We start from the raw sequence: 12,294 nt of genomic DNA on the forward strand, positions 1-12,294 counted from the left end.
AGAGCCGTTTTTCCTGGACGAGGCCTGGCGAAGCTCGAGATACTGAATAGAGGCTGAGGCTGCCCACCTAGCTGGGCCCAGGGTCGGCTCCCGTTCTTCTTCCAGCAGTTCTTCATGGCCAAACTTTACCCTCTTGCCCCGCCCAGCTCCAGGGCTTTAGGGGAGCGGAAACCCTCCCCCTTCAAGCCGGCTGGGCCGCGGCGAGTCCCTTCCCCACCGCCGTCTGGTAGCCCCCCCTGGCTGGGATCCCCCCCGGCCAAAACGGTAGGTCAAGGCTATCGGTCCGTTGCCTTGCTCTTGCTGGCCAGCGGGCTGCTGTTTGGAGGACTGGGATCCCGCCTGGCCTACCTGCAACTGGTGCGCACTCAGTATTACCGCCAGTTGGCCGACACCAACCGCATTCGCCTGTTGCCCCAGCCGCCGGAACGGGGACGCATTGTGGATCGCAACGGCGTGTTGCTGGCGGGTAGTCAACTGTCCTACTCAGTTTTTCTCTGGCCCTTGGTGCAGTCGCGGCAGGGCTGGCAGGAGACGATCCCCAAGCTGGCCCAGTATCTGGAGATGGCTCCCGAGGAGATTGTCCAGAAACTGGAACAGGCGGGCTACCGCTCTCTCTTTCCTGTGCGCATCCTGCGCAACGCCAGCCCCGAGGTCGTGACCCGATTGGAAGAAAGAAGCCACGAGCTGCCGGGGGTGATGGTGGAAGCAGAGACAGTGCGGTTTTATCCCCATGGCAGCTTGGCCGCCCACGTGCTGGGCTACACCGGCGAGATCCCCCTAGAGCAGCTGCAGGCGGATCCCAGCTACCGCCTGGGGGATATTGTCGGCCTGATGGGGGTGGAGGAATTGTTTGAGAGTCATCTGCGCGGCCAGTGGGGTGGGCGCCAAGTGGAGGTGGACGCTCTAGGAGAAGTGCTGCGGGTGCTGGGCGAACAGCCTCCTCAACCGGGCAAGACTCTGCAGCTGACCCTGGACGTGCGGCTGCAGCAGGTGGCAGAGCAAGCCCTGGGCCAGCAGAAAGGAGCAGTGGTTGCCATGGATCCCCGCGACGGCTCGATCCTGGCTATGGCCAGCTATCCCACCTTTGATCCCAACCTCTTTTCCAGCCGCATCACCCAAGCCCAGTGGGAGAGCCTGCAAAAACAGGACTTTCCCTTCCTTAACCGCGCCCTACGGCCCTACCCTCCTGCTAGCACCTACAAAATCATCACCACCGCCGCTGGGATCGAGTCGGGGGTCTTCCCCCCAGATACGGTGCTGCAGACGGCTCCCTACATCACAGTAGGCGGCTGGCGCTTTTGGGACTGGAACCGGGCTGGCTTTGGGCGGCTGAACTACCGCCAGGCGATAGCCTACAGCAGCGACACCTTTTTCTACCAGATTGCCCTGGGTACCAAGGCCGCCCCCTTGCAAGAATGGTCGCGCCGCTTTGGGCTGGGCCAGCCTACTGGGATCGGCCTCAAAGGGGAAGCTGCTGGCCTGGTGCCTGACGCCGAGTGGAAACAGCGCCACTGGGGGGAGCCCTGGTACGTGGGCGATACAGTGAACATGTCCATCGGCCAGGGGTTTATCACCGCCACGCCCCTGCAGATGGCGGTGGTAACAGCAGCAGTGGCCAACGGTGGCTGGCGGGTGCGTCCCTTGCTCTCGCAGCAGGTGATCCCGGAAAGTCCCGTGCCCCTGCGGCAGAAGGTAGGTCTCTCCCCCGCTACCCTGGAGATCTTGCAACAGGGGCTGCGAGATGTGGTGGTTTACGGCACTGGTGGCAACGCCAACCTGGGGCCAGGCTTTCCCCCAGCCGCCGGCAAAACCGGCACTGCCGAGGATCCGCCGCGGCGATCCCACGCCTGGTTTGTCGGCTATGCTCCCTCTGACCGTCCGGAGCTGGTAGTCGTGGTCTTTCTGGAAAACAGTGGTGGCGGGGGCGGAACCCGAGCAGCCCCTATCTTCCGCCAGATCATGCGGGCCTACTTCCAAAGCAACTCGTGATCCTCCAGCTGTCCCCTTTCCCTAGCAGGGAGCATTATGGGCCGAAAAATTCCGCTCTTCTCCTCCATTGCCTTAGTGGGACAGAGTCCCTAAACTCCTTCTCCAGCCGGCTTCTAGCTTAATTTGGCTGTAAAATAGGTCAGTGATTTGGAACCCAATGGCTACAATCCTGCCATCGGCAGTGGCTGTGCCTTGACCTAGGGTAGGGCTAGCCCTGCTTCTCCAGCTACAACTTCTCTGAGCCGTAGGTGCTCCGCCCTGCTAGCGCCAACTTGGAAAAACACGGCCAGAGAAGGCTTTCAACCCATTGCCCAGCTCATTGAGGAGACTAGGATGAACAAGGCAGAGCTTGTGGAAGCCGTCGCTCATCGCGCCAACGTAACCAAAAAAGAGGCTGAGGCTGTCCTGACGGCAGCACTGGAGATCATCGTTGAAGAGGTTGCCTCCCGCGATGAAAACGGGGAACCCAAGGGGAAGGTCACCCTAGTGGGCTTCGGTTCCTTTGAGGCCCGCAAGCGCAAAGAACGGGAAGGCCGCAACCCGAAAACCAATGAGAAGATGGTGATTCCGGCTAGCGTTGTTCCCACGTTCACGGCCGGCAAAGCTTTTCGCGATGCGGTGGCAGCTGGTCACAAGTCTTGAAAGTGCGGGTGTAGGGGGACAGAGTCCTTGCGGCTAATCTGAGTCCCTATTGGCGGAAGCAGGATGGAGTCCTTAGAGGATTAGCGTGCAACGGCCTCAACATGGGGGCAATCGGGCCTGGGCAGCAGCAATTGCTGGTTGCCCTTCGGAGGCCATTTTGGATTTCTCCGCTAGCCTCAATCCCCTGGGCCCGCCGCAGTCGGTTGTGCAAGCCCTGGTGCAAGCGTTGGAGGCACCCGAGCCGGTTGCAATTAGCTGCTACCCGGACCCCGACTATCGAGAGCTACGCGCTTGTTTGGCGCAGCATTGGTCAGTTGATCCAGAGTGGATTTTTGTCGGCAACGGAGCGGCAGAATTGCTCACTTGGGCGGCTCGGGAGGCGGAGGGGCGGGAGGTGTGGCTGCCTCGTCCCGCCTTTGGCGACTACGAGCGGGCACTGCGGGCAGCAGGGGCAGTCATCAAGCCACTGGATTGGTGGTCTTGTCCGGGATCAGCCACTGCTGCTTTGCTGCAAGAAGGGCTCCCCGCCAACAAGAGCGGCAAGGTGCTCTGGCTAAACAATCCCCACAACCCAACGGGCCAGCTGCTCCCGCGGGAGGCCATTCTGCCTCTTCTGCCCTACTTTGAGCAGGTGGTGGTGGATGAGGCCTTTATGGACTTTCTCCTCGGAGACGCGCCCCAAGACCAGAGCGAGCTCTGCTCCCCAAGGGCTGGCGGGCTGGAGGCCTCTTTGCCCCGTAGCCAAACCTTGATTCCCTATCTTGAGGCCCACCCCAACACCCTTGTCATCCGCTCGCTGACCAAGTTTTTTACCTTGCCTGGCTTGCGCATTGGATTTGCGGTGGGCCATCCGGAGCGCTGGCGGCGCTGGCGACAGTGGCGGGATCCCTGGAGCGTCAATGGCTTGGCGGCAGTGGCAGCAGCAGCCGCCTTGGCTGACACGGACTTTCGTCGGCGCACCTTGAGGTGGTTGCCCATGGCCCGCGAGCATTTGCTCAAAGGTTTGCGGGCGCTGCCCGGCTGGGATCCCTGGCCTAGCCAAGCCAATTTTGTGCTGGTGCGCTGTCCTGTCTCTGCCTCACAGCTTCAAGAGCAGCTGCTGCGGCAGCACGGCATCCTAGTGCGGGATTGTCTGAGCTTCCCCGAGCTGGGGGATCGCTACCTGCGCATTGGCCTGAGAACTCTGCCAGAGCAAGAGCGCCTGCTATTGGCCTGTCAGGAAATTCTAGAAAATCTCTCTGGCAAGAGGAGAAACGAGCTGGGTGGAGACCTTGGTTGCCCCTGCTCGCTCACACCCCCTGACTGACGAGTGTCTATCTTGCGGCCAAGCTCTAGAAGCCGGCCTCAGGTCTATGGCATGGTATTATCTGGGGCAGGGCAGTGATGGCTTATCTCCGTCCTTTGCCCCATTCCCGCCGTTAAGCTGTCAACAGGTGGGGTGGGAGGTTGGCTTCGTAGACCTCTTGGTTCCTAAGCTCGGGAGGGTAGGTTATCCATGGATTTTTCTCCGCTTCCAGATCCTACTCAGCCCCTGCCGCCGCCCCAGAAAAACCCGCCGACACCCCAACGCACGCTTCCAGCAGCCCTCAGCCCTCTGCACCCGGATTCCCCCAGGCAAAGGCAGCACTTTCGTCTCTGGCCACGTTTACAACGCCGCGACTCTCTCCCACCGCTGCGGGGCAGCCATCCTGGTAGAACCCTTCCCACCCACCGTCCTTCTCCTGTACTCCTTCAAGAGGTGGTGGAGGATTTGGAGAAAGAAGTGCCCCGCCCTTCTAGAGGAGTTTCGCCTCTAGGGGCTTTGCTAGTGGGGGTGCTCTCGTGGGCGGGGATTGGCTTTGGAGTGCGCTGGCTACTCTGGCCAGGGGAGCTGTTGCAGCCCAGCGTCGAAGAGAGCTTTGCCCCGCTGGACTTAGCCCAGCTCCCTCTAATTCCTTTAGAGCCACCGGCGGTGGAAGTGGGAGAAGAGTTCTATTCGGGTGGGGTACCCCCTCAGCAGCTGGCGCTGGGGTTGACCACCCCCTCCGTGGAGGAACTGCAAGTTGAACCCCTTGAAAATCTCCCCAACCCTCTAGACAGCCTGCAGACCCGTTCGGCCCTTGGTGCCCAGCAACTCCCTCCCAGAGAGGAGACATGGGTAGAGAAACTGGCAGCCAGCTTGGAGCGCTCCTCTCAAGAAAAGCTGCTCAAGACAGTACCCTTAGCTAGTAGTGACCCCGACTCGCTGGGCCCAAACCGCGGCGAGGGCACCTTCTTGGTGCTGACCACCTACGCTGGGGAGGAGAGCCTGGCACAGGCTCGCCGCGTTGCCCCTGACGCTTTTGTTAAAGATGTGAACGGCCAGAAGTTTGTGCAGGTGGCAGCCTTTGAACAACTGGAATATGCCCGCTACCATGCTGAAACCTTGAAGAATCAAGGTTTTAACGTCACAATTGTCGAGCAGTAGCTTGGGCGGTGGAGTTACAACTCTCTTTGACCTCTCCACCACTCTTCTAGATAAGCTTGACAGCGGCGTAAAAGCTGGCGGCTTTCTTCAAAGGTAATTTGTTCCAAAGCTTCGAGGTAGGAGCACCAGCGGTAGGCAGCCACCTCTTCCGGTTGGATCCGTAGCTCCGGCGGAGGAAACTGGGGTGGCAGGAGAGCTATGTAGTAGGTAACAGTCTTAACCACGGCATACCCGGCTGAATCGGTGAAGGTGTAAGTCTCCTGTAGCGATAGAGGCTCGGACTGGCCCGGCAGTACTAGAAAGTGGTACTCGGTCAAGCCGGTTTCCTCACGCAACTCCCGCTGCGCTGCCGCCAGCTCACTCTCACCCTCATCTTTGTGTCCTTTGGGAAAGGCCCAGTGCCCCTTTTGGTGCTGGATGAGCAGATAGAGATGGGAGCCCTGGTCAGGCGGAAGAGGAAGCACCGGGATTATGCCGTAGGCAGCATCTGTCAGCATGCAAACTGGGCCTTGACACTCCTACCAATTAAAGTCGGGGGATTCTTACGCAGTCGATAAACGGAGGCAGAGAGGTGTTGTCAAACCGCCCCTACGCAGGTTCTTGAGACAAAGCCTCAAGGTTCTACTTTTAGCAAGTTGGGCTGGAACCCCCTCTTTGCCGCTTGGTACAGTCCTCGCGTAAGACCAGCGCAGAGGCTTGCCATCGCTCGGGTTGTTCCCTGGAATTGGGCAGCTCGTTTGCCTCCCAGAAGTTGGCTTGCAAGCTGTACCTACAATAGCAGTAGCTGTAGCGTTGGTTGGCAACTAAAAAGGTACGCAAGCTATCCTTCTTTCCAAAGATTCTGGCGCCCTCCTTTTGGATGGCATTGGCCTAGCGCAGCCGTCGGCAAAGGTCAGCCTTCAGATTCCCAAGGGATCACCTGCCCCCAGATCGCCCACCAGGCCAACGAGCGCACCTTTCTGGCCTGGCTGCGCACCTCTGTGGCTCTCATTGCTTTTGGCTTTGCCCTCGCCCGCTTCAGCCTCTTTTTGCAGCAGATCGAAGCCGCCAGCTCCCCCAAGCAGCCCGCTCCGGCGCACGGCCGCCTGAGCACCCACAACTTGGGCCTCCTGTTGGATGATCGGCCTTTCTGCTTGGCGCTACAACCAGGTGATGCGGCAAATCGAGGCGGGCGACTTTCGCCCCAGCCGTTTCCTCATCTGGATCATGGCTGCCCTGGTGGCCCTGTTTGGGCTGCTGAGCCTTCCCCTGCCGCTGCGCCGCCCCCGCCCTCAGGAGCCTTCGCGGCTTAGCCTGCCGGAGTGAAGGGCCGCCAGCGGCTCCAATTGCCGAGCCTGCTGCTTGAGGCGCTTAATTAACTGCTTGCACACCACCTCGCACAGCTCAAAACAGATGGGATCCGCAATTTGGTAGTAGACGCTCACGCCCCTGGGCTCGCGGCTGACGATCCCTGCCTGCGCCAGGATCTTGAGATGTTTGGAAACGTTGGCCTGGCCCATGCCGGTGGCCTCTAGGATTTGGGTAACGTTCTTGGGCCCCGAGCGCAACTGACACAGGATCTGGAGCCGGCTGGGCTCCGCCAGAACCTTGAAGTACTCCGCCACGCTGGTCAGCACTTCCGGCGTCAGGGTCAACTGGCACTCGTCTTTGCCAGCTTGCACAAGCTTGTCCCAATCCATAGGCTGTCTTGAGGGAGGTGGTAGCTTGATTTTAACACCAAATAGTTATACAGTAGAATAAGAACCCGGATGCGGAGCACGTTCGGGTTCTTGCCAACAGACAGGAGGGCAGCATGCTATTTCGCCAACTATTCGACGCTGAGACGAGCACTTACACCTATTTAATCGCAGACCCAGACACCCGCGAGGCCGTACTGGTGGATCCGGTGTTGGAGCAGGTGGAGCGGGACTGGAAGTTAATTCAAGAGCTGGGTCTGACCTTGAAGTACTGCTTGGAAACCCACGTCCACGCCGATCACATCACCGGCACCGGCAAGCTGCGGGAGTTGAGCGGCTGCCAAGGGGTGGTGCCGGTTCAGGCCAAGGCGCAATGTGCCGACCGCTTCATCGGCCATGGGGAAACGCTGCAGGTGGGATCCATTGTCATCGAGGCCATTGCCACCCTGGGCCATACCGACAGCCACATGACCTACCGCGTCAATGGGGATCGCGTTCTTACAGGAGACTCGCTGCTGATTCGCGGCTGTGGCCGTACGGATTTTCAGAGTGGGGATCCCGGCTTGATGTACGACCACGTAACGCAGCACCTGTTTACCCTGCCGGACGAGACGCTGGTTTATCCCGGCCATGACTACCGGGGACACACCGTCTCCACCATTGGCGAGGAGAAGCGCTGGAACCCCCGCTTCGTGGATCCGGAAACCGGTAAGCTGCGCTCGCGGGAGAGCTTTATTGCCCTGATGAACAGCCTCAACCTGCCGCAGCCCAAGAAGATCCAGGAAGCGGTGCCGGCCAACGAGCAGTGCGGCCAAGTGGCAGCCGCAGTTTAGTTGCTAGTGTCAGGCGGCTCGTCAGAAAGGGGAGGGTTGAGAGTGGATCGCCAAAATCTCTATGAGAGGGATTTCTATGCTTGGACTCAGCAACAAGCCCAATTTCTGCGGGAGCGGGCCTGGGAGAAGCTGGATCTGCCCCATTTAATTGAGGAGATGGAATCATTGGGCAGGCAACAGCGGCAAGAGCTGCGTAACCGGCTGGGGGTTTTGGTGGGGCACCTTCTGAAGTGGGAGTATCAGCCGCAGGCCAGATCGGTAAGCTGGCTTCTTACCCTACAGGTGCAGCGGCAGGAAGTTCTGGATCTGCTGGAGGAAAACCCAAGCCTGAGACCCTATTTGCCGGAGGCCATCTCCAAGTCTTACCTGAGGGCGCTCCAACTGGCTCTGGAAGAGACCAAGCTGCCCAGAAAGACTTTTCCCAAGACCTGCCCTTATTCTCCTGAGCAAATCCTGGATAGCCAGTTTTATCCTGGCGAGCCCAGCAGGTTGCTAGAGGAGGAAGATTAGAAATCCCTAAGTCTTACAACAACCCTAGAAGCAAGGAAGAAACCATGATCGTAGCCCAACAAAATCCTACAGCTCAGCAGGAACGGGATCCCCGTCTTAAGGAGATCGACGCCTTGACTTTAAAGCAGTGGCTGGATCAAGGGCGGGTACAGCTCATTGACGTGCGGGAGCCGGCAGAATACCACGACGAGCGGATCCCGGGGGCGATCAACATGCCTCTATCTACCTTTGACCCCGCCAAGGTGCCGATCTCGACGCCGGAAAAGCCGGTGGTGCTGCAGTGCCGCATGGGCAGCCGCTCCATCCGTGCCGGCTGTCAGTTGCTCGAATACGGCTGGCCGGAAGCCATTAGCCTCAAAGGTGGGATCGAAGCGTGGAAGGCCGCCAAGCTGCCCACCACCCGCACCCGCAACGCGCCCATCTCGCTAATGCGACAGGTGCAGATTACAGCGGGATCCCTGGTGCTCATAGGAACCCTGCTGGGAGCCTTTGTCCACCCGGCCTGGCTGGTGTTGAGTGGCTTTGTGGGAGCGGGGCTGGTGTTTGCCGGGATCACCAACACCTGTGGCCTGGCGCTGCTTTTGGCCCGCCTGCCCTGGAACCGGGGTCAGACGCTATGAGCGGGATCCCGTCCGCCTCTTCCCCAAAGCAGGGGATCTGGGCGCGTTACCTGCCCTTGGCCAAGGATTCCCTGTGGTGGCTTCGCTACCGGCGAGAGGATCTGCCGGGGGATCTCATTGCCGGGGTGGTCTCGGCCATCCTGTTGGTGCCCCAGAGCATGGCCTACGCGCTGCTGGCCGGCCTGCCCCCCGAGACAGGCCTCTACGCCAGCATCCTGCCGGTCATCGCCTACGGCTTCCTGGGATCCAGCCGGGCTTTGTCGGTGGGGCCGGTGGCCATCATCGCCCTGCTGGTAGCCTCGGGTTTGGAGCCGCTGGCTGAGCCGGGCAGCCCGGAGTATGGCCAGTTGGCGCTGGGCTTAGCTCTGGAAGCGGGCCTGATCCAGCTAGGGGTAGGGCTGTTGCGCCTGGGGTTTTTGGCCAATTTCCTGAGCCACTCGGTTATAACGGCCTTTAGCAGTGCCGCAGCCCTAATCATTGCCCTTAGCCAGCTCCGCCATCTGCTGGGGGTGAAGATTGCCAACACCGAGTCCTTCTGGCTGCTAGTGCAACGGCTGTGGCAGAGCCTGGATGGGGTCAACTGGGCCACCCTGGGGCTGGGGCTGTTGTCCATCGCCCTGTTGGTGTACGCCCAGCAGAAGCTGCCGGCGCAACTGCGCCGCTGGGGGATCCCGCCCCTCTGGGAGTTGCTGCTCACCAAGAGTGCTCCCCTGGCGGCCGTTTTCTTAACTACCCTGCTGGTTTGGGGGCTAAACCTCTCGGAGAGAGCGGGAGTGGCGGTGGTGGGATCCATTCCGGCTGGCCTGCCACCGCTGACGTTTCCCCAACTGAGCTGGCCAGAATGGGGATCCCTGCTGCCCACCGCCCTAACCCTCAGCTTGGTGGGCTTTACGGAAAGTTATGCCATGGCCCAGGCCCTAGCCAGCAAGCGGCGGCAGAAAGTGGATCCCAACCAGGATCTGGTGGCCCTGGGAGTGGCCAACGTGGCAGCAGCCGTCAGCGGTGGCTTTCCGGTCACGGGTGGGATCAGCCGCTCGGTGGTGAACGCTCAGGCGGGGGCCAACAGCGGTCTGGCCTCGGTCATCACGGGATCCCTGATAGCCCTGGCCATGATCTGGCTGATGCCCTTGTTTACTTTCCTGCCCCAGGCCACCCTGGCTGCCGTTGTGCTGGTGGCGGTGCTGGGACTGGTGGATTTTCACCCCCTGCTGCAGAGCTGGCGCTACGACCGCGGCGATGCCCTCGTTTGGCTGCTCACCTTTGCCAGCGTGTTGGCAATTGGGGTAGAGCGGGGGGTTGGTCTGGGAGTGCTGGCCTCCATCCTTCTCTTCCTCTGGCGGGCCAGCCGCCCCCACATTGCCATTGTTGGCCAGGTGCCGGGTACCGAGCACTACCGCAACGTGCTGCGCCATGAGGTGATTACCGATCCGCGCATCTTGGCGGTGCGAGTGGATGAGAGCCTGTTTTTTGCCAACGCCGCCTACCTGCAGGAGTACCTCCTTCAAGAGGTAGCAGCGCGGCCGGAAGTGGAACAGGTGCTGCTGGTGGCCAGCGCCATTAACTTCATCGACGGCAGCGCTCTGGAGGCCCTGACCCAATTGGTGGAACGTCTGCACCAAATGGGGGTGGGCTTTGCCCTAGCCGAGGTAAAGGGGCCGGTGATGGATCGCCTCAAAAGGGTGGGGTTTGTGGAAAAAGTGGGCGCTGAGCGCTTCTTCTTGTCAACCCACCAGGCAATGCAGGCTCTCAAATCCCAGGCAATGCCGGCAGCCGCTTCCGGATGAGCACCAGGGGTGTCTGCTCCGCCGCATTGCCCGCTGGGTTCTTGCGCAGCGCCTGCTCCACCAGCTCCCGCTCCACCCCTGGGCTGGCCGCCAGAAGAGTTACCTCTCCCAAGTCGTTGGCATCCACAATGGCCACCTCGTAGCCGGTCTGGGCGTGGAGCTCAGCCACCAGCTTAGCCGGCTGCCGCGGCCCTAAGACGATGAACTGGTCGTAGGGGGGCAAGGTGCCGGTGACATCGTCGATGAGGTCGGCCTGCTCCCCCGCCAGGGCATAGAACACCCCTGGGATCCCCAACAACTTGGCCAGGGATCCGACAACAAAAGCCGCCAGCACCCGCCAGGCTCCCGAGCAGTCGATCAGCGTCTGCATCCCGTAGCAGCTCGAGAGACTGGTCTTGGAGGGGAAGAAGTAGCAGAGGGTGCGGGCTAGCCAGCCAGGCTGCACCTGCAGGGGATGGCGAAAGTTGCCCTGGACGATGGCTGCCGCGCTTTCCGAGATGGCCACGATATCACCGGGCTGGATGTGAGGGCCCACGTAGCGCCGCAGCACCTCGGCGAGGTCATCGCTGGGGGTAAGCAGATGGGTGGGAATAGCAGCCCAACTCACTGGCCCCTGCTGCTGCCAGGCCAGCTCCGGCAAGGGCTCCACTTCCTGCAAGGGCAGGATCAGGTGGCTAGTCTTAAGGGTGCGCCGCTGCCGCCCGTACTGGACGTAGTCCAGCTCCAGCCAGGCCGAGCGCAAATCTGCCAGCTCTTCCCCCCTCAGCTCGATCTCCACTTCCAAGCCGGTCTGGCTTTGGGGGGTGATGATGTAGGCCTGCCAGTAGTTGTCCTGGCGAGGGGGCAGATCCACATGGCGGGAGCGCAGGCGGACCTGGGTTTGGATCCCTTCGATGGAGCCGGCACTGAGCAAATGCAGTCGCGGCTGCACCTGGGCCAAGGTAACCTCAAAGAGGGGGTTGAGGTTGCGGGCCACGAACTCCGCCTGGATCAGCCAGTGATCGGGGCTGAGGCGGTTGAGGTGCCAGCTCTGCGGCTCCACCACCAGGCAGTCGGCGGGGCGGGTCTTCCGCCAGTACAGCACCGTCGCCAAACTCAAGAGCAGCCCGGCCACCACCTGAATCCAGCCTGAGGGATCCCCCAGCCAACGCCAGATCCCCCAGAGGCTCAAGACCACCCCCGCCAATACGCCGACCACCACACCTCGGCTTACCATCCGGATTGTTGCCATCGGGATCCCACTCCTTGCAATCGTTAAGCCCTGCTAAAGCCTGCCCCTTCCGTCCAGCCCGCCCCCTAGACTACAGGTACCAACCAAGCCCTAGCCATCCTACCGGGAAACCGACAGCAAGCGGTCGCAGAATCTCTACCCACATTTCCATCTCAAACATTTAGACTACAAATAGGTTGCATTCTAAGTTTTCCCACAGCATCCTGCGGAGGTCGCCCATGGCCCACAAACAGCAGTTCAAAAGCTTTGACGACATGATCCAGGGATCCAAAACTCCCATTCTGGTGGATTTCTACGCCACCTGGTGTGGTCCCTGTCAGGTCATGGCCCAGGTGTTGGAGCAGGTGAAGCCCCAGGTGGGGGACGCCATCTCCTTTGTTAAGGTCGACACCGAAAAGTACCCCAACATCGCTGCCCGCTGGGGGATCTACGCCGTGCCGACCCTGATCCTGTTTAAAGACGGGAAGCCGGTTGACCGCATTGAAGGGCTGCTACATCCCCGAGCTCTGCTCGAGCGTCTACGGGCCCAGGTCAACCTACCGGTGGCCTGAGCTTTGCAGGGG

The 12,294-nt window shown here is 60.8% G+C and carries 13 protein-coding genes and 1 pseudogene; 11 read left to right on the forward strand and 3 right to left on the reverse strand.

Annotation, left to right across the window (positions count from 1 at the left end; genetic code table 11):
- Window positions 1–114 precede the first annotated feature (114 nt).
- From mrdA to NW822_RS02375, 4 genes are all read left to right on the forward strand, one after another.
- Window positions 115–1,989 (forward strand): penicillin-binding protein 2, encoded by a 1,875-nt coding sequence (mrdA, locus tag NW822_RS02360; protein WP_414403396.1) that lies wholly within the window; start codon window positions 115–117, stop codon window positions 1,987–1,989.
- A gap of 333 nt (window positions 1,990–2,322) precedes the next feature.
- Entirely contained in the window at window positions 2,323–2,631 is a 309-nt protein-coding gene (locus tag NW822_RS02365) for an HU family DNA-binding protein (RefSeq protein ID WP_414362772.1), read from the forward strand.
- A gap of 85 nt (window positions 2,632–2,716) precedes the next feature.
- Window positions 2,717–3,937 carry a pyridoxal phosphate-dependent aminotransferase gene (locus tag NW822_RS02370; protein ID WP_414403397.1) on the forward strand — a complete coding sequence of 407 codons (1,221 nt, stop codon included), beginning with the start codon at window positions 2,717–2,719 and terminating at the stop codon, window positions 3,935–3,937.
- A gap of 189 nt (window positions 3,938–4,126) precedes the next feature.
- On the forward strand, window positions 4,127–5,077 hold the full coding sequence (locus NW822_RS02375; RefSeq protein ID WP_414403398.1) for a hypothetical protein: 951 nt from the start codon (window positions 4,127–4,129) through the stop codon (window positions 5,075–5,077).
- Window positions 5,078–5,091: 14 nt separating this feature from the next.
- Here NW822_RS02375 and NW822_RS02380 read toward each other — a convergent pair whose 3' ends face one another.
- Window positions 5,092–5,574 (reverse strand): bis(5'-nucleosyl)-tetraphosphatase, encoded by a 483-nt coding sequence (locus NW822_RS02380; RefSeq protein WP_414362767.1) that lies wholly within the window; start codon window positions 5,572–5,574, stop codon window positions 5,092–5,094.
- Window positions 5,575–5,814: 240 nt separating this feature from the next.
- Between NW822_RS02380 and NW822_RS02385 the strand changes: the two are divergent.
- Together NW822_RS02385 and NW822_RS02390 are read left to right on the forward strand one after the other, a co-directional pair.
- Window positions 5,815–6,099: pseudogene (locus tag NW822_RS02385) on the forward strand (YidH family protein); the annotation flags it as partial.
- A gap of 94 nt (window positions 6,100–6,193) precedes the next feature.
- The gene (locus NW822_RS02390) at window positions 6,194–6,382 is read left to right on the forward strand and encodes a hypothetical protein (RefSeq protein ID WP_414403564.1); all 189 of its coding nucleotides are present in this window, start codon (window positions 6,194–6,196) and stop codon (window positions 6,380–6,382) included.
- Here the strand turns inward: NW822_RS02390 and NW822_RS02395 are convergent.
- On the reverse strand, window positions 6,349–6,756 hold the full coding sequence (locus tag NW822_RS02395; protein WP_414403399.1) for an ArsR/SmtB family transcription factor: 408 nt from the start codon (window positions 6,754–6,756) through the stop codon (window positions 6,349–6,351). The two genes, NW822_RS02390 and NW822_RS02395, sit on opposite strands and share 34 nt — an antisense overlap.
- A 113-nt stretch (window positions 6,757–6,869) precedes the next feature.
- On the opposite strand from NW822_RS02395, the gene NW822_RS02400 reads away from it, so the two are divergent.
- Genes NW822_RS02400 through NW822_RS02415 form a run of 4 tightly spaced genes read left to right on the forward strand, consistent with a single transcriptional unit; the run spans window position 6,870 to window position 10,500 of the window.
- Entirely contained in the window at window positions 6,870–7,586 is a 717-nt protein-coding gene (locus tag NW822_RS02400; protein ID WP_414403400.1) for an MBL fold metallo-hydrolase, read from the forward strand.
- A 42-nt stretch (window positions 7,587–7,628) separates the two neighbouring features.
- Complete coding sequence (locus NW822_RS02405) at window positions 7,629–8,096, forward strand: DUF29 domain-containing protein (protein ID WP_414362762.1); 468 nt, start codon at window positions 7,629–7,631, stop codon at window positions 8,094–8,096.
- A gap of 44 nt (window positions 8,097–8,140) precedes the next feature.
- The gene (locus tag NW822_RS02410) at window positions 8,141–8,716 is read left to right on the forward strand and encodes a rhodanese-like domain-containing protein (RefSeq protein WP_414403401.1); all 576 of its coding nucleotides are present in this window, start codon (window positions 8,141–8,143) and stop codon (window positions 8,714–8,716) included.
- Complete coding sequence (locus NW822_RS02415; RefSeq protein ID WP_414403402.1) at window positions 8,713–10,500, forward strand: SulP family inorganic anion transporter; 1,788 nt, start codon at window positions 8,713–8,715, stop codon at window positions 10,498–10,500. Before NW822_RS02410 ends, NW822_RS02415 begins: the two co-directional genes overlap by 4 nt.
- Here NW822_RS02415 and NW822_RS02420 read toward each other — a convergent pair.
- Window positions 10,463–11,731: a hypothetical protein gene (locus NW822_RS02420; protein ID WP_414403403.1), complete on the reverse strand. Its 1,269-nt coding sequence runs from the start codon at window positions 11,729–11,731 to the stop codon at window positions 10,463–10,465. The two genes, NW822_RS02415 and NW822_RS02420, sit on opposite strands and share 38 nt — an antisense overlap.
- Before the next feature lie 218 nt (window positions 11,732–11,949).
- Between NW822_RS02420 and trxA the strand changes: the two genes are divergently transcribed.
- Window positions 11,950–12,282, forward strand: coding sequence for a thioredoxin (gene trxA / locus NW822_RS02425; RefSeq protein ID WP_414334976.1), 333 nt, complete (start codon window positions 11,950–11,952; stop codon window positions 12,280–12,282).
- Window positions 12,283–12,294: the final 12 nt, after the last annotated feature.

It is taken from the genome of Synechococcus sp. H70.2, assembly GCF_047462275.1.
Lineage (GTDB): Bacteria > Cyanobacteriota > Cyanobacteriia > Thermostichales > Thermostichaceae > Thermostichus.

Bases quoted from the DNA above. Each gene is read 5' to 3' on its own strand.
- NW822_RS02375 (WP_414403398.1), top strand. From the start codon at position 4,127: ATGGATTTTTCTCCGCTTCCAGATCCTACTCAGCCCCTGCCGCCGCCC.
- NW822_RS02415 (WP_414403402.1), top strand. From the start codon at position 8,713: ATGAGCGGGATCCCGTCCGCCTCTTCCCCAAAGCAGGGGATCTGGGCG.
- NW822_RS02400 (WP_414403400.1), top strand. From the start codon at position 6,870: ATGCTATTTCGCCAACTATTCGACGCTGAGACGAGCACTTACACCTAT.
- NW822_RS02420 (WP_414403403.1), bottom strand. From the start codon at position 11,731: ATGGCAACAATCCGGATGGTAAGCCGAGGTGTGGTGGTCGGCGTATTG.
- NW822_RS02380 (WP_414362767.1), bottom strand. From the start codon at position 5,574: ATGCTGACAGATGCTGCCTACGGCATAATCCCGGTGCTTCCTCTTCCG.
- NW822_RS02365 (WP_414362772.1), top strand. From the start codon at position 2,323: ATGAACAAGGCAGAGCTTGTGGAAGCCGTCGCTCATCGCGCCAACGTA.
- mrdA (WP_414403396.1), top strand. From the start codon at position 115: ATGGCCAAACTTTACCCTCTTGCCCCGCCCAGCTCCAGGGCTTTAGGG.
- trxA (WP_414334976.1), top strand. From the start codon at position 11,950: ATGGCCCACAAACAGCAGTTCAAAAGCTTTGACGACATGATCCAGGGA.
- NW822_RS02410 (WP_414403401.1), top strand. From the start codon at position 8,141: ATGATCGTAGCCCAACAAAATCCTACAGCTCAGCAGGAACGGGATCCC.
- NW822_RS02395 (WP_414403399.1), bottom strand. From the start codon at position 6,756: ATGGATTGGGACAAGCTTGTGCAAGCTGGCAAAGACGAGTGCCAGTTG.
- NW822_RS02390 (WP_414403564.1), top strand. From the start codon at position 6,194: ATGATCGGCCTTTCTGCTTGGCGCTACAACCAGGTGATGCGGCAAATC.